This window comes from Paraburkholderia sp. GV068, assembly GCF_003058125.1.
Taxonomy (GTDB): Bacteria; Pseudomonadota; Gammaproteobacteria; order Burkholderiales; family Burkholderiaceae; genus Paraburkholderia; species Paraburkholderia graminis.
Genome location: NZ_QBUB01000011.1, coordinates 140,296 through 165,039 on the forward strand (window position 1 = coordinate 140,296; position 24,744 = coordinate 165,039).

General features: G+C 63.4%; 24 protein-coding genes. 7 read left to right on the forward strand and 17 right to left on the reverse strand.

What is annotated here, in order from left to right:
• The first annotated feature begins 144 nt into the window (after positions 1 to 144).
• Positions 145 to 318, forward strand: a complete 174-nt coding sequence (locus tag C8K18_RS33370) for a hypothetical protein (RefSeq protein WP_165919845.1) — start codon at positions 145 to 147, stop codon at positions 316 to 318.
• Positions 319 to 408: 90 nt separating this feature from the next.
• Here C8K18_RS33370 and C8K18_RS22095 read toward each other — a convergent pair whose 3' ends face one another.
• The 3 genes from C8K18_RS22095 to glgX form a co-directional block, all read right to left on the reverse strand.
• The gene (locus tag C8K18_RS22095; RefSeq protein ID WP_107709795.1) at positions 409 to 2,481 is read right to left on the reverse strand and encodes an AI-2E family transporter; all 2,073 of its coding nucleotides are present in this window, start codon (positions 2,479 to 2,481) and stop codon (positions 409 to 411) included.
• A 63-nt stretch (positions 2,482 to 2,544) separates the two neighbouring features.
• Complete coding sequence (locus C8K18_RS22100) at positions 2,545 to 2,724, reverse strand: DUF2934 domain-containing protein (protein WP_107709797.1); 180 nt, start codon at positions 2,722 to 2,724, stop codon at positions 2,545 to 2,547.
• 107 nt (positions 2,725 to 2,831) lie between these two features.
• A complete protein-coding gene (glgX, locus tag C8K18_RS22105; RefSeq protein WP_107709799.1) occupies positions 2,832 to 5,048 on the reverse strand; it encodes a glycogen debranching protein GlgX in 2,217 nt (738 codons plus the stop codon).
• Between the two features lie 204 nt (positions 5,049 to 5,252).
• On the opposite strand from glgX, the gene C8K18_RS22110 reads away from it, so the two are divergent.
• A complete protein-coding gene (locus C8K18_RS22110) occupies positions 5,253 to 5,672 on the forward strand; it encodes a PRC-barrel domain-containing protein (RefSeq protein ID WP_006047059.1) in 420 nt (139 codons plus the stop codon).
• Positions 5,673 to 5,759: 87 nt separating this feature from the next.
• Here the strand turns inward: C8K18_RS22110 and C8K18_RS22115 are convergent, their stop codons facing one another.
• The 7 genes from C8K18_RS22115 to C8K18_RS22145 all read right to left on the reverse strand — a co-directional run bounded on the left by C8K18_RS22115 (position 5,760) and on the right by C8K18_RS22145 (position 14,292).
• On the reverse strand, positions 5,760 to 8,009 hold the full coding sequence (locus tag C8K18_RS22115; RefSeq protein WP_107709801.1) for a xanthine dehydrogenase family protein molybdopterin-binding subunit: 2,250 nt from the start codon (positions 8,007 to 8,009) through the stop codon (positions 5,760 to 5,762).
• Entirely contained in the window at positions 8,006 to 9,010 is a 1,005-nt protein-coding gene (locus C8K18_RS22120) for a xanthine dehydrogenase family protein subunit M (protein ID WP_107709803.1), read from the reverse strand. Before C8K18_RS22120 ends, C8K18_RS22115 begins: the two co-directional genes overlap by 4 nt.
• Positions 9,007 to 9,567, reverse strand: a complete 561-nt coding sequence (locus C8K18_RS22125; RefSeq protein WP_107709805.1) for a (2Fe-2S)-binding protein — start codon at positions 9,565 to 9,567, stop codon at positions 9,007 to 9,009. Before C8K18_RS22125 ends, C8K18_RS22120 begins: the two co-directional genes overlap by 4 nt.
• Positions 9,568 to 9,747: 180 nt before the next feature.
• Complete coding sequence (locus tag C8K18_RS22130) at positions 9,748 to 10,614, reverse strand: SDR family oxidoreductase (protein ID WP_107709807.1); 867 nt, start codon at positions 10,612 to 10,614, stop codon at positions 9,748 to 9,750.
• Positions 10,615 to 10,868: 254 nt separating this feature from the next.
• The gene (locus tag C8K18_RS22135; protein ID WP_006047054.1) at positions 10,869 to 11,327 is read right to left on the reverse strand and encodes a response regulator; all 459 of its coding nucleotides are present in this window, start codon (positions 11,325 to 11,327) and stop codon (positions 10,869 to 10,871) included.
• A 128-nt stretch (positions 11,328 to 11,455) separates the two neighbouring features.
• On the reverse strand, positions 11,456 to 13,141 hold the full coding sequence (locus tag C8K18_RS22140) for an ATP-dependent DNA ligase (protein WP_107709809.1): 1,686 nt from the start codon (positions 13,139 to 13,141) through the stop codon (positions 11,456 to 11,458).
• The gene (locus tag C8K18_RS22145) at positions 13,138 to 14,292 is read right to left on the reverse strand and encodes a ligase-associated DNA damage response exonuclease (RefSeq protein WP_107709811.1); all 1,155 of its coding nucleotides are present in this window, start codon (positions 14,290 to 14,292) and stop codon (positions 13,138 to 13,140) included. The genes C8K18_RS22140 and C8K18_RS22145 overlap by 4 nt, the downstream gene beginning before the upstream one ends.
• A 135-nt stretch (positions 14,293 to 14,427) precedes the next feature.
• Between C8K18_RS22145 and C8K18_RS22150 the strand changes: the two genes are divergently transcribed.
• The 3 genes from C8K18_RS22150 (at position 14,428) to C8K18_RS22160 (ending at position 17,743) form a co-directional block, all read left to right on the forward strand.
• On the forward strand, positions 14,428 to 15,330 hold the full coding sequence (locus C8K18_RS22150) for a YihY/virulence factor BrkB family protein (protein ID WP_006047051.1): 903 nt from the start codon (positions 14,428 to 14,430) through the stop codon (positions 15,328 to 15,330).
• A 156-nt stretch (positions 15,331 to 15,486) separates the two neighbouring features.
• On the forward strand, positions 15,487 to 16,563 hold the full coding sequence (zapE, locus tag C8K18_RS22155) for a cell division protein ZapE (RefSeq protein WP_006047050.1): 1,077 nt from the start codon (positions 15,487 to 15,489) through the stop codon (positions 16,561 to 16,563).
• 94 nt (positions 16,564 to 16,657) lie between these two features.
• On the forward strand, positions 16,658 to 17,743 hold the full coding sequence (locus C8K18_RS22160) for a hypothetical protein (RefSeq protein WP_107709813.1): 1,086 nt from the start codon (positions 16,658 to 16,660) through the stop codon (positions 17,741 to 17,743).
• Positions 17,744 to 17,810: 67 nt separating this feature from the next.
• Here the strand turns inward: C8K18_RS22160 and tkt are convergent, their stop codons facing one another.
• The 4 genes from tkt to C8K18_RS22175 form a co-directional block, all read right to left on the reverse strand.
• Entirely contained in the window at positions 17,811 to 19,895 is a 2,085-nt protein-coding gene (gene tkt, locus C8K18_RS22165) for a transketolase (protein WP_107709815.1), read from the reverse strand.
• A gap of 241 nt (positions 19,896 to 20,136) precedes the next feature.
• Positions 20,137 to 20,739, reverse strand: a complete 603-nt coding sequence (locus tag C8K18_RS22170; RefSeq protein ID WP_244231074.1) for a cupin domain-containing protein — start codon at positions 20,737 to 20,739, stop codon at positions 20,137 to 20,139.
• Positions 20,740 to 20,838: 99 nt separating this feature from the next.
• Positions 20,839 to 21,009 (reverse strand): hypothetical protein, encoded by a 171-nt coding sequence (locus C8K18_RS33375; RefSeq protein WP_165919846.1) that lies wholly within the window; start codon positions 21,007 to 21,009, stop codon positions 20,839 to 20,841.
• Between the two features lie 26 nt (positions 21,010 to 21,035).
• Positions 21,036 to 21,368: a hypothetical protein gene (locus C8K18_RS22175; RefSeq protein ID WP_107709817.1), complete on the reverse strand. Its 333-nt coding sequence runs from the start codon at positions 21,366 to 21,368 to the stop codon at positions 21,036 to 21,038.
• Between the two features lie 170 nt (positions 21,369 to 21,538).
• On the opposite strand from C8K18_RS22175, the gene C8K18_RS22180 reads away from it, so the two are divergent.
• Positions 21,539 to 21,775, forward strand: coding sequence for a hypothetical protein (locus C8K18_RS22180; RefSeq protein ID WP_006047044.1), 237 nt, complete (start codon positions 21,539 to 21,541; stop codon positions 21,773 to 21,775).
• A 20-nt stretch (positions 21,776 to 21,795) separates the two neighbouring features.
• On the opposite strand, the gene C8K18_RS22185 is transcribed toward C8K18_RS22180, so the two are convergent.
• Positions 21,796 to 22,041: a DUF6723 family protein gene (locus C8K18_RS22185; RefSeq protein ID WP_006047043.1), complete on the reverse strand. Its 246-nt coding sequence runs from the start codon at positions 22,039 to 22,041 to the stop codon at positions 21,796 to 21,798.
• A 192-nt stretch (positions 22,042 to 22,233) separates the two neighbouring features.
• Between C8K18_RS22185 and C8K18_RS22190 the strand changes: the two genes are divergently transcribed.
• Positions 22,234 to 22,455 (forward strand): hypothetical protein, encoded by a 222-nt coding sequence (locus C8K18_RS22190; RefSeq protein ID WP_107709919.1) that lies wholly within the window; start codon positions 22,234 to 22,236, stop codon positions 22,453 to 22,455.
• 110 nt (positions 22,456 to 22,565) lie between these two features.
• On the opposite strand, the gene C8K18_RS22195 is transcribed toward C8K18_RS22190, so the two are convergent.
• Together C8K18_RS22195 and C8K18_RS22200 are read right to left on the reverse strand one after the other, a co-directional pair.
• Positions 22,566 to 23,672, reverse strand: a complete 1,107-nt coding sequence (locus C8K18_RS22195; RefSeq protein WP_006047041.1) for a porin — start codon at positions 23,670 to 23,672, stop codon at positions 22,566 to 22,568.
• A gap of 183 nt (positions 23,673 to 23,855) precedes the next feature.
• Complete coding sequence (locus C8K18_RS22200) at positions 23,856 to 24,536, reverse strand: MarC family protein (protein WP_006047039.1); 681 nt, start codon at positions 24,534 to 24,536, stop codon at positions 23,856 to 23,858.
• Positions 24,537 to 24,744 lie beyond the last annotated feature (208 nt).

Genomic DNA, 24,744 nt, shown 5'->3' on the forward strand with positions numbered 1-24,744 from the left:
AAAGTGAAAAACAGGCTGCTTCGAATCGAAGCGTACCGGCTTATCGTTCAACTCTACATGCTCATGTAAAAAGCACCGCACGTGGGCCGCGCGAACCGCGTGTCTTTTTTGCGCACACCATTCGTTAGCTAAAGGAGAAGCGCCATGCCAGAACCCAAGGAACAACATCCGAACGCCAACAAGACGGAGAAGCAGATCGACAAGGAAGTTGAAGACACGTTTCCGGCGAGCGATCCGCCTTCTACCGGCGGCACCACCAAAATCGTGACCGACGACGAAGATTCTTCGTCCGACGACGGGGAAGCTACCGGCAAATAAATAGCATCGGCTTGCGATGCACGACTAAAAACGCAACGCCCGGACGCGCAAGCGCCGGGCGTTTTTTACATGCGCGGGTTGCACCCGTTGTTATCCGTTAGCCACCGCTAGCGATTCATCGCGCGTCGCGCTGCCACACAAATGGCAAGCGGCCAGCATCTCCTGCAACGAAGTCACGTAGCATTCGGCGCCCATCGCGTTTTGCAGATCGACGCTCCACTTCTGCAGATCTTCGGGCGTCCATAGTCCGACGATGATCGACACGTTCGGCAAGCGCGCGCGAATGCGCCGGACCATGTAGCGCAAATGCGAGGGAATGCCGTCTATCTGAAGATAGAGAAGGCACACGATACCGACATCGTCGGCGTCCATCCGGTCGATCGACGCACGCGATGCCGCCTCATGCGGCAATGCGCGCGCCGTGAAGCCGTGCTTGCCGAGCAACTGCAGCATGATCGTCGTCGCAAGCGGATCGAGCGGGCCGCGCCCGGGAATGCACAAGACGCGTTGATTCGCGGCGCGCGGCATTGTGTGCGCCTGCGGCAGTTCGGGCGCACGCTGCAAGGTTTGCTCGCGCGCATCTTCTTCCGCGCTGTCGGCGGCGCTTTCGCGTGCTTCGTCGGCCGCGCCGCGTGCCTGGTTCGCGAACAGCATATGCGTTGCCGTCGAAGCAGGCGGCCCTTCACGCGACGGCGCGACCGGTCCGATCTCAGCACTTGCGTTTTCTGCTGCGTGCTGCGGCGGCTCGTCGGCATAACTGTCGAGGCCATCGACCAGATCGTTCGTGGTCGACTCGATGCGCGCAAGCTGCACCGCTGTGACGCTGCCGCGCACGACATCGTTCGCGGCCAGTTGCAAACCCTTGATCGCCACCTCGTCGTAGTAAGCCGATAACGAACGCTCGCGCAGTAGCGCTTCGGCTTGCGCAATCGCTTCGTCGGGATCGCCCGCAAGTGCGCGCTGATAAAAATTTTCGACCGGCGTGAGCGCGGGCTGATCGCCGAGCATCACGTCGAGAAATTCCAGGCGCCGGATATGGCGGCCGAGCACGAGCAGGCAAAGCGTCAACGGCGTCGACAGGATCAGGCCAATGGGCCCCCAGATCCAGCTCCAGAAGATCGCCGCGACGACCACCGAGAACGGCGAGAGCCCCGTGCTGCGTCCGTACAGCAACGGCTCGACTACCTGGCCCACCAGCAGTTCGACCGTCACGAAGAGCGCAATCGACCAGATCGCCATGTCCCAACCCGGACTCACCGCGGCGGCGAGCGCAGTGGCCAGCCCGCCGGCGATCCAGATGCCGACATACGGCACGAGCCGCAGCAAGGCCGCGAGGATGCCCCACAGAATCGGACTCGGCACGCCGATGAAAAAAAGCCCCGCGCCAATCGCAACGCCGAGGGCCGCATTCAATCCGAGCTGCGAAACGAAGTAGCGGCTCAAGCGCCGCGCGGCTTCGTCCATCACCATCGTCGTGCGGTGCAGATCGCGCGAACCGAACAGACGAATCGCGCGGTCGCGCAAGTCGTCGCGTTGCAGCAGGATCACCACCATCACGACGAATACGATGAACGCCGTCTCCAGCGGACTAATGGCCGGCGACAACACGCGGCGCGCGACTTCGAGCGGCGTCGGCACCGGCTCGCGCACTTCGACGGGCACGGCGGCAGGCGCGCGGCCATCGGAAGAAGACGCATCGTGGCGCGGCTCCGGTTGCGGCGGCTCGACGGTCGCGCGTTGCAACGCCTGGCCCGCGGCTTTCGCAAAACGGTCGAGCTTGCCCACCGTCAGCGTGTGCGCCGCTTCCATCTTGCGCTCGATCGTCGCCTGATAACGCGGCATGCCCGCGGCGAGGTCGCTCAACTGCATCGTGATGACCGCGCCCAGCACAGCGATCACCGAGATCGACATCACGACGGCCGCAAACACCGACGCAACGTGGCCGAGCTTCAGTCGGCCCAACCATTTGACGAGCGGCGCGACGAGAAAGCTCAGCAGAATCGCGAGCGTCATCGGAATCAGGACGGCGCGCGCGAAGTACAGGCACGCGACGAAACCGGCGCCGACCGCGAGTGCGATCAGCGCATCGAGACCGAACGCGGCAGGCGGCGCGTCGATGCGCGTGGGCGTCCCGCCGCGCGACGGTTCCGGAATGTCCTTCATTGCGCTACGTGCTTCTTGTTGCTTGTGATCGTGGTTGTGATTGTGGCGCTCCCTGTCATCACGCTATTTTTTCGGCTCTTCTGCAATCGGCCCGCTTTCCACTGGCGGCGCTTCCTTCTCGATCTCGCTGCGGGCCTGTTCCCAGTACTCGTCGGGCGTGCCCTTCGGCTCCGGCGCATGCTCCCACAGGTAGTACGCGCGCGTGCGGATCTGGTCCTCCTGGGGGGTCTGCTCCTGTTCCATATGAGTCCCCTACGGTTTAGGTCTCGCGGATGCCGGCATGGCGAAGCCGCGCGCATCGTCGTGACGAATGCGCGTGGCCATCCACGCAGAGCAAGTGCTATTCCCGCTCAGCTAGCGGGCGGCGTTTCGCTTTCATCCGAGGTGAGTTGCTGTTCGAGTCTGTCGAACACGCGTTGCGTCGCGCGGCTCGGCGCTTCGAGTGCGAACAGCAGCAGCGAACGCGCGGTGACCTGATACTCGTCGCCGGCGCTGAACTGCGGCAAGTCCGGGCGCACCGGCATGTTGGTATCGAGCAGGCAGGTCCAGCGCTCGCCCTCGGGCACGTCGGGCAATTTAAAATTGACGACGTCATGGTGTGCATTGAGCACCAGCAGCAACGTCGCATCGGACGCGGGACGGCGAATGCCGCTCGCCTGCGCGCGGCCGTCGATCACGAGACCGAAGCAGCGCATCAGCGGATCGGCCCATTGCTCGGCGGTGAGATCGGTGCCGTCCGGCGCGAGCCAGCGCGCATCGGTCACGTCGAGCGCCTCGTTGTATTCGCCCGTCAGAAAGCGGCTGCGGCGCAGCACCGGCAAGCGGTGGCGAAGCGTCGTCAGGTTTCTGACGAACTCGGTGAGCGCGCGGCCGTCGTCGTCGATACCTTCCCAGTCGACCCAACTGATTTCGTTGTCCTGGCAATACGCGTTGTTGTTGCCCTTCTGCGTGCGGCCGAACTCGTCGCCCGCGAGAATCATCGGCGTGCCTTGCGAGAGCAGCAGCGTGGCAAGCAGATTGCGCTTCTGACGCTCGCGTTGCTGGCGAATCTCGGGGTCGTCGGTCGGACCTTCGACGCCCATATTCCACGACTTGTTATCCGAGTGGCCGTCCTTGTTGTCCTCGCCGTTCGCCTCGTTATGCTTGTCGTTGTACGAGACAAGATCGTTCAGCGTGAAGCCGTCGTGCGCGGCGATGAAGTTCACGCTCGCCCACGGACGCCGCCCACGATGATTGAACTTGTCGCCCGATCCGGTGAGACGTGTCGCGAGATCGGCGACCATGCCCTCGTCGCCCTTCCAGTACGCGCGCACGGTATCGCGAAAGCGGTCGTTCCATTCGGCCCAGCCCGGCGGAAAGCCGCCGACCTGATAGCCGCCGGGGCCGCAATCCCACGGCTCCGCAATGAGCCGCACGCTCGAGAGCACCGGGTCTTGCCGGCAACTGTCGAGAAAGCCGCCGCCTTCGTCGAAGCCGTGCGGCTCGCGACCGAGAATCGTCGCGAGGTCGAAACGAAAACCGTCGACCTTCATCTCCGTCACCCAGTAGCGCAGGCTGTCGGTCACCATCTGCAGCACGCGCGGATGCGAGAGATTGAGCGTATTGCCCGTGCCCGTATCGTTGATGTAATAGCGCGGCTCATCGGGCATCAGCCGATAGTACGACGCGTTGTCGATGCCCTTGAACGAGAGCGTCGGCCCGCGTTCGTTGCCTTCGGCGGTGTGGTTGTACACCACGTCGAGAATCACTTCGAGATTCGCGTTGTGAAACGCGTCCACCATGCCCTTGAACTCGCTGACGGACTCGTTGTTCGACGCGAAGAAACGCGGGTCGGCCGCGAAAAAGCCGATGGTGTTATAGCCCCAGTAGTTCGTGAGGCCCTTGTCGAGCAGATAGCTGTCGTTGACGAAGGTCTGGATCGGCATCAGTTCGACCGAGGTCACGCCGAGGCTCCTGATGTAGTCGATCACCGCCTTCTGCCCGAGTCCGGCGAAGGTGCCGCGCAGATTCTCCGGCACTTGCGGATGACGCTTCGTGAAGCCGCGCACATGCGTTTCATAGAAGATCACGCGGTCCCACGGCAACGGATTGCGTTCGGGGTGAATCCACGAAAAGTTCGCGTCGACGACCTTGCATTTCGGCACGAACGGCGCGCTGTCGCGCTCGTCGAACGACAGGTCCGCGTCTTCCGAATCGAGCGTGTAGCCGAAAATTTCCGGCGCCCATTTCAGTTCGCCGATATGCGCCTTCGCGTAAGGGTCGAGCAGCAGTTTGTTCGGATTGAAGCGATGACCCTTCTCCGGCTCATACGGACCATGCACGCGATAGCCGTACACAGCGCCCGGTTTCAGGTTCGGCACGAACACATGCCAGACCTCGTCGGTATATTCCGGCAATTCGATGCGCTCGATTTCATGCTGACCGGTTTCATCGAACAGACACAGTTCGACTTTCGTTGCGTGCGCCGAGAACAGCGCGAAGTTCACGCCGTTTCCGTTCCATGTCGCACCAAGCGGGAAAGGCGTGCCTTCCGCGATACGCGTCGAGTAATTGGCCGGGGATGACATAGGTTTTCCTGTGAGAAGCATGGGCGCGCACGCGCCTTTTTAGTGTAGGCGATACGGATAAGAGGCTCGCTCCTGTAGCAATCCGCGGGCCTGGACGTCGCGCGCCACAGGGCGACGCGGCATGCAATTTGCGATAACGCGTTTGAAAGCCGACTCGGCTCGACGCGCCGCGACCGGCGCGAGACATAACAAGGAGAAACCATCATGCGAAGCATGCAACCCAAGGCGCTGCTCGCGGCAGCGCTGCTCGTCAGCACGCTCGTGCCGCTAACGCCTTTTTCGCTCTACGGCAACGCGCATGCGCAAGGCGCGCCCCAAGCCATTACCGAAAAGCGCACGGACGTCGTGCAACTCGCGAGCGGCTATCGCGCGTCGAAGCTGACCGGCGCGGACGTGTTCAACAAGAACAAGGACACCATCGGCACAGTCGACGATCTGATCGTCTCGCCAGGCGGCGACCGCAGCACTTACGCGATTCTGTCCGTCGGAGGATTCCTCGGCATCGGCAAGCATCTCGTGGCCGTTCCGTTCAACGATCTGCAGATTACCAACCGTCGTGTCGTTTTGCCGGAGGCGACCAAAAAGTCGCTGGAGGCATTGCCGGAATTCAAGTACGCGGATTGACGCTGCATTTCGCGCGCCGCGAAGTGGCGAGAGCGCAGCGCGGCCAATGCACCGCGGCACGGCGCTACGCTCCTCGCCCTAGCGAACTCACGCGAACAGTTTATCCAGCGTAATCGGCAAGTCGCGCACGCGCTTGCCCGTTGCATGCCAGATCGCGTTGCTCACCGCGGCCGCCACGCCGACCACGCCGATTTCACCCACGCCCTTCACGCCGAGCGGATTCACGATCGTGTCGTGCTCCTCGACAAAGAGCACCTCGATGTCGTGAATATCCGCGTTGACCGGCACGTGATACTCGGCAAGGTTATGGTTCATCTGACGGCCTATGTCATGATCGAACTGCCCTTCTTCATGCAGCGCCATGCTGATGCCCCACACCACGCCGCCCGCCACCTGGCTTGCCGCGGTCTTCGGATTGACGATGTGCCCCGCCGCGACCGCGCTCACCACGCGCGTTACGCGCACGGTGCCCAGCGCTTCGTCCACGCGCGCTTCGACGAAGATCGCCGAATGCGTGCCCATCGAATACGCCTGCTGCTTTTCGTGCGGCTTCACGGTGGCCTGTTCTTCGAGCTTGTCGAGCCCGGCGCGCTCGAGCAACGCGTCGATGTCGATCGCGTCGGCCGTGCCGTGACCGCACACGAGGCGCTTGCCCATGCGCCGTATGTCGTCGCGATCAATGCTTGCGAAGCGCCCGCCGCCATATTGCCGCGCCAGTTCGACGAGGCGATTGCGCAGCCGCTTGCACGCGGCATCGACCGCACTGCCTACCGACGATACCGTCCACGATCCGCCTTCTATCGGCGCCTTCGGCAGGCGCGTATCGCCGAGTTCGAACACCACGTCCTGCAGCGGCACGCCGAGTGCATCCGCTGCGATCTGCGTCATCGCGGTGTAGGTGCCGGTGCCGATGTCGGCGGTTGAACTGGAGACGGTCACGCGTCCATCGCGAGTGAGCACGGCGCGCGCCGACGCTTCGTTTTGCATCGCGTCCCACGCGCCGGTCGCCATGCCCCAGCCGATCAGTTCGGTGCCCTCGCGCCGCGCGCGTGGCGCGAGCGGCCGCTTGTCCCAGCCGAAACGCGCCGCGCCTTCGCGATAGCAGTCGCGCAGCGCCTTGCTCGAGAACGGCAGGTTCTTGTTCGCATCGCGTTCGGCGTAGTTGATGAGGCGCAGTTGCAGCGGGTCCATCCGCAATGCTTCCGCGAGTTCGTCCATCGCGACTTCGAGCGGGAAAAGACCTTGCGCCGCGCCCGGCGCGCGCATGTCGGCGGGCGTCGGCACATCGAGCCGCGCAACCTTGTAGCCAAGCGTCACGTTCTCGCATCGATAAAGCTGGCCGGCCCAGTTCACCACGACGTCGCAGTAATCCTCGTACTGCGAGGTCTCGGATACCGCCTCGTGAATCACCGCCTGCAAGCGGCCATCGGCAGAGGCGCCGAGCGCCACGCGCTGAATGGATTGCGGCCGATGCGCGAACGTGAACATCTGCTGGCGCGTCAGCGTCACACGCACCGGCCGCTTCAATTCGAGCGCGGCCATGACCGCAAGCGCAAGGTGATACTGCGGCCTCAAACCCGAGCCGAATGCACCGCCGACGAACGGCGAGACGACCTGCAACTCATCATCTTTCAAACCGAATACGGCCGTCAGATACGACTTCGTATTGACGACGCCCTGGGTCTTTTCATACACGGTCAAGTGCCCATGCTCGTCGGGCACCACCGTGCAACCATGCATTTCCATCGGATTGTGATATTCCGCGGGCGTGCTGTAGAACGCATCGACGCGCGCTGCGGCGTTCGCCAACGCGGCGTCGGCGTCGCCTCGCGGCGGAGGCGGCGGATCGAAGCCGCCCTTCTCCGTGGACGGCGGCTCGGCGCTCATCAGCACTTCGCCCATCTCCGTTCGATGCGGCGCCGATTCATAACGCACGTCGACGAGCGAGGCCGCATGACGCGCGAGTTCGAGCGACTCAGCGAGCACCAGCGCGACAGGCTGGCCGCTGTACCACACGCGGTCGTCCCACAGCGGCCGGAGCGGGCTGCCGCCGGGCGCGACCATGTCCTTGTACGGCTTGTCCTCGCGCGGCAACTCCGGGCGATTCTGCCAGGTCAGCACATGCAGCACGCCAGGCAACGCGAGTGCCGCCGATGCGTCGATCGACACGATGGTTCCCGCCGCGATCGTGCTCGATACGACGAAGCCATACGTCAGTCCGTTCGCGCTGAAGTCCGCCGCATACTGCGCGGCGCCGGTCACTTTCAGCCTGCCGTCGACGCGGTTGTGCGGCACACCGCTCGCGCGCAACGCGGGCAAAGTCTCAATGCGGTTCATCGCGCGTGCTCCTCCAGTGAACGTTGCGCCGCCATCGCGAAGGCACGCTCGATGGCGCGCGCCGTCAATTCGATCTTGAACGCGTTGCCGCGGCGGCCGCGCGCATCGCGCAGGATGTCGGTCGCGAAGTTGCGCACGGTATCGGCATTCAGCGGCTTGCCGCGCAGCGATGCTTCGGCCTCCGTATTACGCCACGGTTTGTGTGCAACGCCGCCGAGCGCGCAATGCGCATTGACGATGATGTCGCCGTCCAGCTCGAGCCCGAGCGCAACGGAGACCAGCGCGAACGCATACGAAGCCCTGTCACGCACTTTCACGTAAGCGTGATGTTCCGCGAAGCCCTGCTTCGGCAACTCGACGGCGGTGATCAGCTCGTCGTCGCGCATATTCGTGTCGATGTGCGGCGTGTCGCCAGGCAAGCGGTGGAAGTCCGCGAACGGCAGCACGCGCGAACCGTCCGGCCCCGACAGATGAACCGTTGCATCGAGCGCGGACAATGCGACGCACATGTCCGACGGATGCACGGCGATGCAATGCTCGCTTGCGCCAAGAATCGCATGCATGCGATTCACGCCTTCCATTGCGGGACAGCCGGTGCCGGGCTCGCGTTTGTTGCAGCGCGTGCCCGCGTCGTAGAAATAGAGGCAGCGCGTGCGTTGCAGCAGGTTGCCGCCGACGCTCGCCACATTGCGAATCTGCGGCGACGCGCCCGCGAGAATCGCCTTCGAGAGCAACGGGTAGCGCGCGCTTATCGTCGCGTCGTAGGCGGCCGCGCTGTTGGTCACGAGCGCGCCGATCTTGAGTCCGCCCGCGGCGGTCGGCTCGATTTGCCGAAGCGGCAAACGGTTGATGTCGATCACGAGCTGCGGATGCGCGACGTTCTCGCGCCACAGGTCCACGAGATTCGTGCCGCCCGCGATAAACGCAGCCGCCCGGTTCGCGCGATGCTGGTCGATGGCTTGCGGCACTTCGCTCGCGCGTGTGTACGAGAAGCGGTTCATGGCCGCGCTCCCGCGTCGCCGACTTCGGCTGCTTCCGCCGCTTCCGCCGGTTCGGACACATCGAGAATCGCGGCGACGATGTTGTTGTACGCGCCGCAGCGGCACAGGTTGCCGCTCATCAGTTCGCGTACCTCATCGGCGGTTTTCGCGTGGCCTTCCTCGAGCATCGCGACGGCGGAGCAGATTTGCCCCGGCGTGCAGTAGCCGCACTGAAACGCATCGTGATCGATGAAAGCCTGTTGAAGGGGATGCAATTGTTCGCCGTTCGCGAGTCCTTCGATCGTGGTGATCGAAGCGCCGTCGTAGATAACCGCGAGCGCAAGGCACGTGTTGATGCGCTGCCCGTTCACAATCGCGGTGCACGCGCCGCATTGCCCGTGGTCGCAGCCCTTCTTGGTGCCGGTCAAATGGCAATGCTCGCGCAGCAGATCGAGCAGCGACGTCCAGGCTTCGACGCCGAATGCATGCTGTTTGCCGTTGATGTCGAAGCTCACCGGCACGCGCTCGACGTCGCTCGGCGCGACATCCAGCGGCGTATCCGCAGTGGGTGTATTCATGGGGAGGTTCTCCTGACGAGGGTGACGCACAGCGAGCGCTAGGAAGAACTAGTGGTGCGCGCAAACGCCGTGCCCGGCAGGAAGGCGCGTGTCGAAATATCGGGGACGTTCTCGCGCGAACCGCTGTCTGCACTAGCGCACAAACTGCGGTTCGCTTGCGTCGAGATTCAATCAATATGCCTAAATAATCGGCGAGCCGCCCGTGACTGCAATCGTTGCGCCCGAAATGTAGCTCGCTTCGTCGGAGGCCAGCATTACGTAAGCGGGCGCGAGTTCGGCGGGTTGGCCTGGCCGCTTCATCGGCACTTGCTGGCCGAATTTTTCGACCTTCTCAGGCGGCATCGTCGATGGAATCAGCGGCGTCCAGATCGGCCCCGGCGCGACGCAATTCACGCGAATGCCCTTCTCCGCGAGCAGTTGCGCGAGCCCGCCGGTGAAGTTCTGAATCGCGCCCTTGGTCGTCGCATACGCAAGCAGGCCGGGGTTCGGATGGTCCGCGTTGATCGAGGTCGTGTTCACAATCGCGCCGCCCGGCTTCATATGCTTGACCGCGGCGCGCGAGATCCTGAACATCGCGCCGATGTTGGTATCGAAGGTCTTGTCCCACTCGTCGTCGGTGATCGCGTCGAGCGACGGGTACGTCATTTGGTACGCGGCGTTGTTCACGAGCACGTCGAGCCGGCCGAATGCCTGCACGGCCTTGTCGACGATCGCATTGCAATGCGCGCGATCGGTGATGTCGCCCGGCACCAGCACCGCCTTGCGGCCCGCTTCTTCGACCCAGCGCGCGGTTTCGCGCGCGTCGTCGTCTTCGTTCAGATACGCGATCAGCACGTCCGCGCCTTCGCGCGCGAACGCAATGGCGACCGCGCGGCCAATGCCGCTGTCGCCGCCCGTGATGATCGCCGCCTTGCCGGCGAGGCGGCCCGAGCCCTTATACGATTTTTCGCCGTGATCCGGTTGCGGGTGCATCGGCGCGGTGCGGCCCGGCGTTTGATCCTGCTGCTGTCCGTCGAACGGTGGCGTAGGACGTTCCTTGTCGCTCATACGATCCTCCAGAGTGCTGATGAACATGTGCGGCGTGCGAGACGCACGGCGTTGCAACAAGGTCAGCAACCGGCGGGCCTGCATACATGCGGTTTGTTACGCGCATGCGTGCGGCGGCAGAAGATGTTGGGAAAAGATGAGGACAACGCGTGGATGAAGTGTGGCGCTCGCGCCGCGATCTGCGCAAATAGAGGGAATCGGCAAGCATATGCAGCGAAACGGCAATCGCAGTTTTTTCAAAGGCCGCGCAGGCTTTACGGCGGCCCCGCCGCATGCAGCGCAGCAGCCGATTCGAGCACGCGCAAGAGCCGTTCCGGCGTCAACGGTTTCGCGCAATGCGCGTCGAAACCCACCGCGCGCGCGCGGGCGCGGTCGTCGCGCGAGGCGAACGCGGTGCACGCAACAAGCAGCATATGCGCCGTCGATGGATGCGCCCGCAAGCGCCGCGCAAGTTCCAGGCCGTCGATTCCCGGCATCTTGATGTCGAGCACGACGGCGAACGGTTGCCACTCCGACGCCATATCGCATACCGCGTGCGGGTCGTCCAGCGCGCGGCATTCGAATCCGTCCGCGTTCAGCAGCATCTGCAGCGCATCGGCTGCTTCACGATAGTCGTCCACCACCAGCACGCGACGGTGCGACGCCATCGCATACTGGATCGGCCGCCATACGACCACGTCTTCGCTGTCGTCGAATCGGTTATCGAGCGTCACCTTCTTCTCCTTGATCGTCGCGTGCGCCGCTATGCGGCACCCGGCGCACGGCCGCAAGATTCGCTCCCGCGCCGCGTTGTTGTTGCTTACATGGTGTGGCTTAGATGCTTGGTGAATGACTGCGGCGCTTATGCGGCCCGATCGTCGATGAAACCCTTGAGCATCGCGAGCGTATCGGCGTCGTCGATATGCTTGTCCGTGCGCCAGCGCAGCATGCGCGGGAAGCGCACCGCCACGCCGGATTTATGACGCGTACTCGCCTGTATGCCTTCAAAGCCGATTTCGAATACGAGTGTCGGCGTCACGCTGCGCACCGGTCCGAACTTCTCGATCGTAGTCTTGCGCACGATTGCGTCAACCTGGCGCATTTCCTCATCGGTAAGACCCGAATACGCCTTGGCGAACGGCACGAGCGTGCGCACGCCATTGGCTTCGTCCCACACTGCGAACGTGAAGTCGGTGTACAGGCTCGCGCGTCGACCGTGTCCGCGCTGCGCGTAAACCAGTACGGCGTCCACCGCATACGGATCGATCTTCCATTTCCACCACGTACCCGAAGCCTTCGTGCGGCCGACGCCATACAGCGACTCGCGCTCCTTGAGCATGAAGCCTTCGACGCCGCGCGCGCGGCTTTCTTCACGCAGTGCAGCCAACGTCTGCCAATCCGCGGCCGATACGAGCGGCGATACGCGCAGCAAATCGCGCGCAAGCGTGGTGTCGAGCGATGCCGCCAGCGCGTCGAGACGCGCACGCCGTTCGACGAGCGGCGTCATGCGCAAATCCTTGCCGTCCGCTTCGAGCAGATCGTAAGCGAGCAATGCAGCGGGCGAATCGGCGAGAATTTTTTTCGTCAGCGTCTTGCGCGCGATGCGCGGTTGCAAACGCGCGAACGGCAATGGCGCGATAGCGCCCGGCTCCCACGCAAGAATCTCGCCGTCTATCACGAAGCCGTCGGGCAAGGCCTCGCCCAACGCGGTGACTTCGGGAAAGCGATCGGTGATCAGGTCCTCGCCGCGCGACCACAACCACACGCGTCCCGCACGCTTGACGAGTTGCGCGCGTATGCCGTCCCACTTCCATTCGATCAGCCAGTGCGACGGATCGCCGAGCGTCTCGGGATCGGCCTGCAACGGATGCGCGAGAAAGAACGGATACGGCAGGCCGAGATCGCTGTCGTGCCGCTCTGTTGGATGCTGCGCATCGTCGCCGGCAAGTTCTGATGCCTCGGGCGCGATCAGCCGCAGATAGCGCGCGGCGTCCGGCTTCTGCCGCGAATCGGTCCATCCGACCATGCGTTGCGCGATCCGCTTATGGTCGACACCGGCCACTTCCGCGAGCGCTCGCACGACGAGTTGCCGCGCGACCCCGACACGAAAGCCGCCGCCGATCAGCTTCGTGAGTAAGAAGCGGCCGCTCCAGTCGAGTTCGTCCCAATAGCTGAAAAGACGCGTGCGCAATTCGTCCGGCGGAAGACCGCGCAAGATCAGCACGCGCTGCTCGATCCATTGTGTGAGGCCGAGTTCGGAGCTGCGTTGCGCGGGCGGCAGGATATGCGCGATGGTCTCCGCCAGATCGCCCACTGCGTGATACGACTCTTCGAAAAGCCATGCGGGCAAGCCGACGCGTTCGCGCGCGAACTCGGTCAGCAGGCGCGTGGGCACCGATTGCCGCGGCTTGCCGCCCGCCAGAAAATACGATGCCCACGCGGCGTCTTCGGGCTCGGCCACGGAGAAATAACTCGTGAGCGCTTCGAGCTTGTCATGCGTGGAAGTGGTCGCGTCGAGCGCGGTGTAGAGAGCGGCGAAGCGCTTCATGAACGGCTCGCGGTATCGTTGTCGTCGAATGCGGGCGCGCGGGCTTCGTCGCCCGGTGCATGTGTCACCGCGTCTTGCGTGACGGTTTCGACGCTGCCCAACGCATCGGCTTCGACCGTGTCGTCGCCGTATTGCGTCGCGAAGGCTCCCGCTTCGAGCCCTTGCTCGCGCAGCCAGCGCACCATCGGTTCAACCGATCCATGCGTGACGATGACGCGCTGTGCGCCGCTCGCGTGAATCGCCGTTTGCAGCGCGGGCCAATCCGCATGATCGGAGAGCACGAAGCCGCGGTCGACGCCGCGCCTGCGGCGCGCGCCGCGCAGGCGCATCCAGCCCGACGCGAAAGCGTCGCTATAGTCGCCGAAGCGTTTGAGCCACGCGCTGCCTTGCGCCGACGGCGGCGCGACGATCAGCGCCTGTTTGAACGTGGCCTTCTCTTTCGGCGGAATTTCGCTGACGAGCCGTACCGGCGGCAAGCGCACGCCGGCCTCGCGATACGCGCGGTTGAGCGGCTCGACCGCGCCATGACAGAAGATCGGCCCGATGCCCGCGTCGACGCTCGCCAGCACGCGCTGCGCCTTGCCGAACGAATAGCAGAACAACACGGACGCGCGCCCCTGGGCCGCGTTGTGACGCCACCATGAATCGATTCCGTCGAACACGGTTTGCGGCGTGTCCCATCGGTAGATCGGCAGACCGAAGGTGGATTCGGTGATGAATGTATCGCAACGCACGGGCTCGAATGCATCGCAGGTCGGGTCGGGGTCCAGCTTGTAGTCGCCCGATGCGACCCACACGCGGCCACCGTATTCGATGCGCAATTGCGCGGAACCGAGCACATGTCCCGCCGGATGCAGCGAGACAGTGACGCCGTTGATGTCGAGCCGCTCGCCATACGCGAGCGTTTGCAGCGAGATGTCGGGCAGACGCGAGAGCATCACGTTCGCGCCCGCACGCGATGCGAGATAGTGCCGATGCCCGAAGCGCGCATGATCCGAGTGCGCATGCGTGATCACGGCGCGCTCGACGGGCTGCCACGGATCGATATAAAAATCGCCCGGCGGACAATACAAACCCTCGGGCCGTGCGATGACGAGGTCCCCGGGGCCGGCATTGTCCGCTGCGATATTCGAGGTGGGTTCGGATGCCATGTCGCCCGTATCAAGCAAAGGTTATTCCCGGGTGGACTGTCATAAGCATGGCGGCTTTCTTGCTTATGTTTGCGATCAGGCGTGTCGGAATGCGCCGCTCATCGGCGGCACGAAACGCGCTTGTTGCGAGGACCCATGCACTTCATCATCGATCGACGCACGCTGTACGTCGCGAAACATCCGGGCCGGTTTACGCTCGACGCGCTCAAAGCATTTCGCGCGAACCAGGGACTGCTGCTCGCCGGCGCGGTCGCGTATTACGCGCTGCTTTCCATCGTGCCGCTGATGATACTCATCGTCATCGCACTGTCGCGCATCGTGCCGCAACACGTTTTGTTGTCCGCGCTGGGGCATCTTCTGCAGTGGCTCGTGCCCGGCCAGTCGAAGGCGCTCGTGCATGAACTCGCCAATTTCCTCGCTCATCGCGCGGTGGTCGGCTGGGTGCTGTTCGTCACGATGCTGTTCTTCAGTTCGCTTGCGTTCACCGTGCTCGAGAATGCGATGTCGCTTATCTTCGTGCATCGCGTGGTCATACGGCGGCGACATTTTTTGCTCTCGGCGCTGCTGCCGTATTGCTACATCCTGTTCCTCGGCGTCGGCGCGCTGATCGTCACCGTTGTGTCGAGTGGACTCGAAGCGGTCGGCGCCGCCGGCATCGATCTGTTCGGCACCTATGTTTCGCTGCAAGGTGCGTCGCGCGTGCTGCTGTATCTGCTGGGTCTCGCCGGTGAGATTTTTGTGCTGACGTCGATTTATATGGTGATGCCGGTAGGACGGCCGTCGCTGAAACACGCGCTGTTCGGCGGTATTGTCGCGGCCGTGTTGTGGGAGATCACGCGGCATGTGCTGGTGTGGTACTTCGCGACGCTTTCGCAAGTCAGCGTGGTGTACGGCTCGCTCACGATGGCGATCGTGATTCTGTTCAGCCTCGAATGGCTCGCGACGCTGCTGCTGTTCGGTGCACAGGTGATCGCGCAATACGAGCGCTTCGGCCTCGAGCCGCAAGACGCGCCGAAGCAGCCGATTAAAACCGGCTGAGTGTGTTCCTGATGCACGGCGCGGCGCAGCGCGACCAAAACGCTGCGGTAACATTACGCGCATTCGCCGCATCCATTCCGGCACGCTTACGGGATTCGATCATGAGCGCCGTTCAGCGCCACAAGATAAACCCCTGTCGATCCAGCAGCGCACCCTATGCTCGATGAAGCGCTGATCGAAAACAGTCTCGCCGCGCGCGGCATCGTTGCCGATGCGAGGCAACGCGAGGCCATGGCGGCGCTCGCCGAATTACTCCGCCCGGCTGCGCGCGATTTTCACTCACGATACCAGGGCGTGTATTGCCACGGACTGCCTGGACGCGGCAAAAGCCTCGTGGTCGATACCGTGTTCGAACTCGCGGATTGCCGCAAGCGGCGTCTGCATTTTCACGAGTTTCTGCGCGAGATGAACCGGCGCCTCGTGAACGAACCGCGTGGCGACGACCGGCTCGGCTCCGTGTCGAAGCAATGGCTTGATGGCATCGAGCTGTTGTGCTTCGACGAATTCCATGTGCACGACATTGCCGACGCGTTTCTAATGGGCCGCTTTCTCGACACGGCCATCGCGCTCGGCACGCGCATCATGCTGACGTCGAACTACGCGCCGGAGCATCTATTGTCCGACCCGGAGTTTCACGAGCGTTTCTTGCCGACCATCGGGCAGATCAGGCAGCACTTTCGCGTGATTCATTTCGACGGCGCGCGCGATTATCGTTTCGGCGGTCAGGCGCATCCGTCGCCGCGTTTCTTTTCTCCGCTCGATGCCGCGACCGGCGACGCGCTGCGCGATGTTTTTCTGCGCTACGAAAGCAGCGGCGCACTCGACGCGACGAAGCTCAGCGCAGCAGGCCGCCCGCTGATTGCGCGGGCGGTCGGCGCGGCTCTTCTATGGGCCGACTTCGAAGCGCTTTGCGTGGCGAGCCGTTCACATCTCGACTACCTCGATCTCGCCGAGCGCTGGCGTGGGCTCATCGTCGACAACGTGCGTACCGAATGGCTCACGAAAGCGCATACGCTGCAGCGGCTCGTATGGCTCGTCGACATTCTTTACGACCGCAAGCGCGCGCTGTTCATTGCATCGGATCAACCGATTCATGCCGCGTTGGGCGGCCTCGAAGGCGCGCATGATCTGTCGAGAACGCTGAGCCGGCTCGCGGAAATGCAATCGCGCGGCTATCGGAATGCGCTCGACGATGCGATGGACCGGCCAGCGCAAACAGCGGACGAACGCTGAGCCAGCACGCTTAAAAACCCGCATACGATCGATACGGGAATGCACCGTGCTACCGCCGTTGAAGTTTCATTCTTCAGCGGATAAACACTCCGAGATGATCAAAGCCGTTTCGGTAACAGCCGCACTGTGCGCGGCGTGCCTTTCTTCCGCCTGCGTGCATATTGGCCCCGCGCGCCTGAAGGCCGATCAGGTCGACTATGCCCGCGCACTCGGCGATGCAAAAAAGCGCGAGATTCTCGCGGCCGTGGTCGGCTTGCGCTATGGCGACGCGCCCGCGTTTCTCACGGTCAGCAGCATCATCGCGGCCTATACGTTCGATGCCGGCGGCGGCGCGACCGCAAACGTGGGCTCGGGCAGTCAGACGAACTATGCGCTTGCCACCGGCAGCGTGTCGTACTCGAATCACCCTACTTTCACGTTCACACCGACCACCGGCGAAGCCTTCGCCTCCGCTTATATCCGGCCGCTCGCGCCGGCGCTCGTGCTGCCGCTCGCCGAAGGCGGCGTTCCGATCGATCTGCTGTTGCGCATTACCGCACAATCGGTGGGCGGCTTGCAGAACGGTAACGCGCTCGGCGGTGAAAACAGCGCCGGCGCGCCGGGCTTTTTCGAATTGCTGCGCGCGTTGCGGCGTCTGCAACTCGCGGGCGAGTTGAATGTGGAATCGCGCAACACGGGCGACAAGAACGAGCCGATGCGCGTCTTTCTCGTGATGGGCGCAACCACCAGCGGCGACTCGCCGCAAATCACCGCCGACGTCGCGCGTGTGCGCAAGCTGCTGCATCTTTCGTCGAATACGCGCAGCTACGAAATCGTTTACGGACCGTCGTCGGCATGGCGGAAGGCCGACAAGATTCCGATGGTGACACGTTCGGTGCTCGGCATCCTGACCGATCTCGGCGCGCAGGCACAGGTGCCCGCCGAGCGCATCAGCGACGGTTCGACGAAGCCGACCGTGGGTCTGATCGGCGGCGAGACGAGGCCGACCATCGTCATTCATTCGGGCAAGACCGCGCCCGAGAATGCCTACGTGATGATCCCGTATGGCGCGTCGTCGTATTGGGTGGACCGCAACGACTTCGACTCGAAATACGCGTTCACGGTCGTGCAGAATCTGATGGCGCTCGCCGAAGCCGATACCAGCAGCAAGGCGCCCGTCGTAACGATTCCTGCGAATTGAGTTGACGATAAAAAAACCGGCGGTTTTTACGCCGCCGGCTTGTACTAGCGCATTGCCTGCGCGTTCATCACTCCTGGCTGCGCTTGCTCTGCACTCTTTCAATCTGCTGCTTCGCCGCTTCATAAACATGCTCGGGCGTGAAGCCGAACTTCTTCTTCAGATCCGCAAGCGGCGCAGAAGCGCCGAACGTGTGCATCACGACTTGCGCGCCAAGCCTGCCGACGTAGCGGTCCCAACCGAGCGTCGCGGCCTGCTCGACTGCGACTCGCGCGTCGATGTCCGGCGGCAAGACCTCATCCTGATACGCCTCGTCCTGCCGCTCGAACAGATCCCATGAAGGCATCGACACCACGCGCGCCGCAATGCCCTCGGCCTTCAGCTTCTCGTAGGCGTCGACGCAGAGCGAAAGCTCGCTGCCGGTGGCCATCAGAATGACTTGCGGCTTCTGTCCGTCGGGTGCATCGGCGAGCACATAGGCGCCCTTCTTCACGCCCTCGGCGGATGCATAGCGGCTGCGGTCCAAAGTAGGCAGCGCTTGCCGCGATACGACGATGCACGCCGGACGGCGCTTTTGCGTCAGCGCGACGCGCCATGCTTCGGCCACTTCGTTTGCATCGCCCGGACGCAGCACGGTCAGGCCGGGCACGCCACGCAGCGAGGCGAGTTGCTCGATCGGCTGATGCGTCGGGCCATCTTCGCCGACGCCGATCGAATCGTGCGTGAAGACATAAATCGCCTCGACTTCCATGATCGCCGACAGGCGAATCGGCGGCTTCATGTAGTCGCTGAAAATCAGGAACGTCGAGCCGAACGGCCGCAGGTTCGACAACGCCAGACCGTTGACCACCGCGCCCATCCCATGTTCGCGAATGCCGAAATGCAGATTGCGGCCGCCGTAGTTGTCATGCTCGAAACTGCCCGCGCCCTCGAATTTCAGATTCGTTTTCGTGGATGGCGCGAGGTCGGCCGCGCCGCCGATCATCCACGGCACGCGCGCGGCAATCGCATTCAGCACCTTGCCCGACGATTCGCGCGTGGCTATGCCTTTCGGGTCCGCGTCGAAGGTCGGAATGTCGTTGTCCCAACCCACTGGCAATTCATGCGCTTCGATCAACGCGAATTCGCGCGAGAGTTCGGGATACTGCTTGCTGTAGGCATCGTATTTCGCCTGCCATTCTTCGCGCGCCGCCTTGCCGCGCGCGCCGATGCCTGCGGCGAAACGCTCGTGAACGCCGTCGGGCACATAGAAGAATTTGTCTTCGGGCCAGCCGTAAAACTTCTTGGTGAGCGCGACTTCCTGCACGCCGAGCGCCTCGCCGTGCGCGGACGCGGTGTCCTGCTTGTTCGGTGCGCCCCAGCCGATGATGCTATTGACCACGATCAGCGTCGGCCTGTCGGTAATACTTTTTGCTTCGACGAACGCGGCTTCGAGCGCGGCGGCGTCGTTCGCATCGTTCACATGCAGCGTGTGCCAGTTATAGCCGCGAAAACGGCTCTCCACGTCGTCGCTGTACGCGAGATCGGTGTGCCCTTCGATCGTCACGCGATTGCTGTCGTAGATCCAGATCAGGTTCGAGAGCTTCAGGTGGCCGGCGAGCGACGCCGCTTCGTGCGAGATGCCTTCCATCATGTCGCCGTCGCCGCACAGCGCGTAGACGCGGTAATCGAAGAGCGGCGCGTCGGGCTTGTTGAAGCGGTTCTCGTACCAGCGCGCGGCCATCGCCATGCCGACGCTGTTGCCGAGACCCTGGCCGAGCGGACCTGTGGTGGTCTCGACGCCCGTCGTCATCCGATACTCGGGGTGGCCCGGCGTCTTGCTGTCGATCTGACGAAAACGTTCGATGTCCTCGAGCGACACCGCGGGACCGCCGGTCGGCTTGCCTTCTTCGTCGACGGCCTTCACGTTCGCGAGATGCAGCAGCGAATACAGCAGCATCGACGCATGCCCGACCGACAGCACGAAGCGGTCGCGGTTCGGCCACAGCGGCTCGTCCGGGTCGTAGCGCAAATGGTTCTGCCACAGATGATAGGCAACCGGCGCGAGCGCCATCGGCGTGCCTGGATGGCCGGAATTGGCTTTCTGCACAGCGTCCATCGACAGCGTGCGGATCGTGTTGATGCACAGCTGATCGAGGGCGGGATCGTTTTGCATGGGACACTCCTTGTTCGGCCGTTGGGAGATTGCCCGCGCGCGCTGCCGCGACGTCGCAGGGGAGCGGTGTTCACACGCAACGCATGAACATCGCCCAGGCGTTGACGATGATGCGCCGATGCGCGCAAATGTGCACGCGGCGTGACATCGCGGGGCGTTTACGGGGAGCTTGCACACGCGCTTGCGGATTCGGACATCAGCCGCACTTCGCGCACCGTGGACACCGAGTGCACTCAACGCACTAGCGGCATTCAGCCGCGCCAAGCCAGTGCTCGCAAAGCGGGCCGTGCTTGCCGTCGACGGGGTCCATCGGCGGAAACGGCAAGGCGTGCATGGCCGCGAGTTCCTGCGGCGTGAGCGCGTCGCGGCGAATGTCCCACTGCTGGCCCGCCGGATAGCCGGCCACGACACGAAAGTGTCCCTCGAACGATTGCAGGCAATGGCCAGTGCCGGCGGGCAGCAGCAAGACGTCGCCGGCAGAAATGCTCACCACTTTCCCGCCCGGTCCGCCGACGATCACTTCGGCCGAACCCTCGCTGACGCCGAGCACTTCGTGCGCGGTCGAGTGGAAATGATGGTAGTCGAAGATGCCGTCGCGCCACTGCGGCGGCCACTGGTTGCGCCCGAACAGCACTTCGAAGGCGGCGGCAAGATCGCCGATGGCCGGATCGACCGCTTGCCGGTAAATCACGACCGGCAGCTTGCGGTTATTCGGCACCCAGTCGTGCGGTTCGAGCATGAAGGCTTCGTACTCGGTTTGCGCGGCATCGAACGCGTGTATCGAGTCTTGGTGCGAACCTTCGGGCGAGTTTATGTGCGAACTTTCGTGCGGGTTTCGGTCCATACATGGCTCCTATGCGTAGCGTGGCCGGTCCGGCAATCGCATGCCGGACACGGACGATCTTGCACTGCCGCATAAAGCGCGCCCGCTCGCGCGGCGCGTTCAACCGCCGCCGATGCCTTGCAGCACTTTCCCCGTGCCGCCGCACACCGTGCATTGCTTTCCTTCCACTTTGCCGGTGCCGTGACACGCGCGGCAGATGTCTTCGCCGACGCCGGGCGCGTCGGGGGGCGCTTCATCGCTGGGATTGAGGGGTTCGTTGTCCTGTTGCATGTGTCTCTCCGTTCGGTTTGACGCGATCAGTTCTTGTGCGACGCGCGCCCGCCGCCGCCCGCGGGCTCGCCGTGCGAGCCGGTGCCGAGCGGCACCTCGGCGGTTTGCTCAGGGTGCTCGTTCGAGCGCGGCGGATTCGTTTGCCGATCGACGCCCGTCTGCACAACCGGCTCGATGCCGAGCGGACTCGGCTCGACGTATTGCGCGCCGCTCGGCTTGTTGCGCTCTCTGACTTCCGGCGCGAGGTCGGCAGTGGCGGAATCGTCGCGGCGTGCGTCGAGTTGCGGGTCACGTTGTGAATCGGCTTGCGGATCGCGTTGCGGATCAGGTTGCGTGTCTTGCTGCGTGTTGGGCTGCATGGCGCTCTCCATTTTTATCGGCTACTCCGCTATGTCAGCAACATACGGACCCCATCACGCGAAGCCCGCGTTCTCTCGACACACCGCACGCATGCGCGCGCGGGTTGGGCACGGCCATTGCATCGAAGAGGCTGAAGCTTCGGATTCATCTTTGTAAAAAGGAGCGCCTCATGACAGTCACCACCATTCGCGTGTCCGATACGGAAGTGCAGGTCGAGCGAACGCTTTACACGTTCTCGCAAAAGAGCGACGCCGATGCGTTCGCGCAATGCGTAATAAACGATTCCATCGACGTGTGTTATCGCAGCCATCCGCCGCTGTCGGCGCGTCCCGTGGTCCCGGACGAACATCCGGACGATCCGAATCGCGGCAGCACGATCTCGCCTTCGTTAGGCGGAATGCCTTGACCAGTGCGAGCGCGCTGTCGTCACTTTTCCGGCGAGGCCCGGTCGGCAGCGACGATCTGCTTGCCGTACTCGATTGCGGCGCGGCGCGCCTGGTCCGCCGTCTCGTAGGGCCCGATCTCGGGAGCGCCGTCGAACGGAAAAAGAATCCTCCTGTCCGCTTTGCGGACAACCTTCAGTCCACCTACGTAACGGCCGTCGCCTGTTCCGTGATAGCTGGCGAAAATCTCGAACTCGCCGTCGGCGACGTCGGCCTTGTGTCGCGCCATGTGTATTTCCTTGTCCCTGTACCCGCTGCTCGGGGAGCAGCCCACGCTGTGCCGCGTCATGCTCCGCGCATGCCGCGTGACGGAACGGAGCAACGTCCGTTCCACGCGCGAAAGCCGCTACGCAAAAGGCGATGGAGGAATCAGAGAGGCATGCGCATTGCGCGCAAAACACGAACGATGACGGAGGTCACGATGATCCTGAGGGACACGCACGACGCAGCGAGTTTTGTCATGCACACGCCGACGCCGCCCGAGATAGACCCGGAAGCGCCGCCGCCGCCGAACATCGATCCCGATCCGCCGCCCGCGCCGGACGACGATCCAGGCGGCCCGCCGCCGGGCGCACCCGAAGGCGATCCGCCCGCGGCGCCACCGCCGCTGCATGCGCGGCGGCCTCGCGTGCGGCGGGCTTGAATTCGCTTCGCGGTTCGTGTGTTTTGTGTATTTCGCGTGGACGCGCGGACGCACAGCGCAACGTAAAAGCGGCGCGCTAAAAATAGCGCGCCGCTAACCCACATAGCAAATCAGAACTGATGCAGCATGCCGACGTAAGCGCCGGTCTGCGATTCGCCGACGAGCGGGTTCGTGTTGTTCGCCGCATCGCGCGGCGAAGCCTGCAGCGAAAAGTTCGAGTTGCCGCTGTTGCGCACATAGCCCACGGTGCCGTAGACGAACGTGCGCTTCGACAGGTTATAGGTGGTGCCGAGCACGTACATCATCGCGTGGCCGGACGGATCGTGCGCGGCATCTCCGGTGCCGTCGCCGACCTTCACGTAGTAGCCGCCCGCGGTCACCGCCCAGCGCGGCTGGAAGTTGTAGGTCGCGCCGAGCCAGTAATGGTCGGCGGTGTCGGCCACGCCTGCGGGCGAATCGGGCGCCGAGTAATGCGTATAGGCGCCCTGAATCTTCACCGCGTCGAAATGCACGTTCGCGCCGACAAAGTACTCGCGCGAACTCTGGAAGATATTCGAGAACCGGCCATTGCTGTCGCGCAGTTCGTCGTAGATGCCGCGTACGTCGAAGAGCTGCGAATGATAGGTCAGCATGATGCCGTCCGAGCGGCCGAACTCGCCGCTCGCGCCGCTGTTGAAAGCGCCCGGCTGATTGCCGAATGCGTACTGCGCCTGCACGTCGAAGCCCCAGAAGTTCGGGCTGTGATATTCGACGTTATTGCTGGTTTGCTGCCAGTTGCGTCCGCGCACGAGCGACGCCGACGAAAACGCCTGCTGCACGAAGGGATCGAATTCCCACACGCCGTCGCTGTCGATGAAAAGATTGCGGCCCGCTTGCAGCGTGCCCCACGTCTGGCTGCTCAGGCCCGCGAATGCGCGCCGCGACCACAGGCGTCCGCCGCTCGTGGTGCCGTCCATCACCTGCAGACCGGTCTCGAGATTGAAGATCGCCTTGAGTCCGCCGCCCAGTTCCTCGCTGCCCTTCAGGCCGAGCATGCTGGTGCCCCAGTCGCCGCCTTCGCCGCGCCAACGGCTCGAATTTCCGCCCGCGCCGTTGTCGATGTGATTCATGTATTCGATGCCCGCGTCGAGACGGCCATATAGCGTGACGCTCGTTTGACCATATGCAAGCGGGCTTGCGACCGCGAGTGCGGCCACCAGTTTTGTGTGTAATCTCATTGTCTCGCCGTGAGTTTTTATGATGCTTCTTGTGATGCTGTACTGGGCAACGCGGGGGCAAAGCAGAGGCAAAACCAGGATTAAAACGAAGACACAATTGCCGCCGAACTATAGGCGATGCAGCGCCCGTTCACTATCCGTTTTTCGCAATAGATTTTTGCGGCGCGCTCAATGGAGGGCGGCTTATTTGCTCACCGCCGGCTGCATCGTCGCAATGGGAATGAGGAATTCGGAGAAGCCGGTCAGCATGATCTGCACGCCGATGCACAACAGCAGGAACGACGACACGCGCATCGCCACCTTCGTGCCTTCCGTGCCGAGATACCTGGCGAAGACGTCGGAGCGGCTATAGACCACGTAGACGGTAAGCGCGACCGCGAGCGAGATCACCACCGAGGCGATACCCGACAGCACGAATTCCGAGAGCTTATGCGTGCGGTTCGCGGTGAGCGCAATGGCCGTGGCAATCGAGCCTGGCCCGGTTGTGAGCGGGATGGTCAGCGGGAAGAAGGCGCGCGCCTTCGCGTTCTCGGCGTCGACGCGCTTCACGCCCGGCTGTTCGGCGGGCTGGGTGTCGGGCGCATTGAGCATTTGCCAGCCGCCCACCGCGACGGCCAGCCCGCCGCCGATGCGCAGCGCCTCCATCGAAATGCCGAAGAAATGCAGAATCGGCGTACCGATGAAAAACGCCACCAGCAGCACGCACACCACATTGATCGCGATCTTTCTGGCGAGCACCCTGCGCTCTTCGGTCGTCAGCGAAGCGGTCCGGTCCAGAAAGACAAAGGCGACGCCGATCGGGTTGATGATGCTGATGAGCCCCGTGAAGCCAAACAGAATGTCCGAGATCAGGCTTTCGATCATATGCGATCCGTGTTGTGCGGCGGCCCGGCATGGCGGCTGCTCAGCCGGAATCATATCGCGGCGCGATATAAGTTCGCGGAAAATGCGCGGACGCGCGGCATGCCGATGCGGCCTTTGCTCAGGAGCCTGGCGCATTGCAACGCAACAAGCCGATCCGCCGAGCGTGAATCGATGCGCGCGCAACTTTCAGACAGCCTACATTTATTTT

Coding starts and splice junctions, on each gene's coding strand:
- C8K18_RS33370 (WP_165919845.1), top strand. CDS start 145: ATGCCAGAACCCAAGGAACAACATCCGAACGCCAACAAGACGGAGAAG.
- C8K18_RS22095 (WP_107709795.1), bottom strand. CDS start 2,481: ATGAAGGACATTCCGGAACCGTCGCGCGGCGGGACGCCCACGCGCATC.
- C8K18_RS22100 (WP_107709797.1), bottom strand. CDS start 2,724: ATGGAACAGGAGCAGACCCCCCAGGAGGACCAGATCCGCACGCGCGCG.
- glgX (WP_107709799.1), bottom strand. CDS start 5,048: ATGTCATCCCCGGCCAATTACTCGACGCGTATCGCGGAAGGCACGCCT.
- C8K18_RS22110 (WP_006047059.1), top strand. CDS start 5,253: ATGCGAAGCATGCAACCCAAGGCGCTGCTCGCGGCAGCGCTGCTCGTC.
- C8K18_RS22115 (WP_107709801.1), bottom strand. CDS start 8,009: ATGAACCGCATTGAGACTTTGCCCGCGTTGCGCGCGAGCGGTGTGCCG.
- C8K18_RS22120 (WP_107709803.1), bottom strand. CDS start 9,010: ATGAACCGCTTCTCGTACACACGCGCGAGCGAAGTGCCGCAAGCCATC.
- C8K18_RS22125 (WP_107709805.1), bottom strand. CDS start 9,567: ATGAATACACCCACTGCGGATACGCCGCTGGATGTCGCGCCGAGCGAC.
- C8K18_RS22130 (WP_107709807.1), bottom strand. CDS start 10,614: ATGAGCGACAAGGAACGTCCTACGCCACCGTTCGACGGACAGCAGCAG.
- C8K18_RS22140 (WP_107709809.1), bottom strand. CDS start 13,141: ATGAAGCGCTTCGCCGCTCTCTACACCGCGCTCGACGCGACCACTTCC.
- C8K18_RS22145 (WP_107709811.1), bottom strand. CDS start 14,292: ATGGCATCCGAACCCACCTCGAATATCGCAGCGGACAATGCCGGCCCC.
- C8K18_RS22150 (WP_006047051.1), top strand. CDS start 14,428: ATGCACTTCATCATCGATCGACGCACGCTGTACGTCGCGAAACATCCG.
- zapE (WP_006047050.1), top strand. CDS start 15,487: ATGCTCGATGAAGCGCTGATCGAAAACAGTCTCGCCGCGCGCGGCATC.
- C8K18_RS22160 (WP_107709813.1), top strand. CDS start 16,658: ATGATCAAAGCCGTTTCGGTAACAGCCGCACTGTGCGCGGCGTGCCTT.
- tkt (WP_107709815.1), bottom strand. CDS start 19,895: ATGCAAAACGATCCCGCCCTCGATCAGCTGTGCATCAACACGATCCGC.
- C8K18_RS22170 (WP_244231074.1), bottom strand. CDS start 20,739: ATGGACCGAAACCCGCACGAAAGTTCGCACATAAACTCGCCCGAAGGT.
- C8K18_RS33375 (WP_165919846.1), bottom strand. CDS start 21,009: ATGCAACAGGACAACGAACCCCTCAATCCCAGCGATGAAGCGCCCCCC.
- C8K18_RS22175 (WP_107709817.1), bottom strand. CDS start 21,368: ATGCAGCCCAACACGCAGCAAGACACGCAACCTGATCCGCAACGCGAT.
- C8K18_RS22180 (WP_006047044.1), top strand. CDS start 21,539: ATGACAGTCACCACCATTCGCGTGTCCGATACGGAAGTGCAGGTCGAG.
- C8K18_RS22185 (WP_006047043.1), bottom strand. CDS start 22,041: ATGGCGCGACACAAGGCCGACGTCGCCGACGGCGAGTTCGAGATTTTC.
- C8K18_RS22190 (WP_107709919.1), top strand. CDS start 22,234: ATGATCCTGAGGGACACGCACGACGCAGCGAGTTTTGTCATGCACACG.
- C8K18_RS22195 (WP_006047041.1), bottom strand. CDS start 23,672: ATGAGATTACACACAAAACTGGTGGCCGCACTCGCGGTCGCAAGCCCG.
- C8K18_RS22200 (WP_006047039.1), bottom strand. CDS start 24,536: ATGATCGAAAGCCTGATCTCGGACATTCTGTTTGGCTTCACGGGGCTC.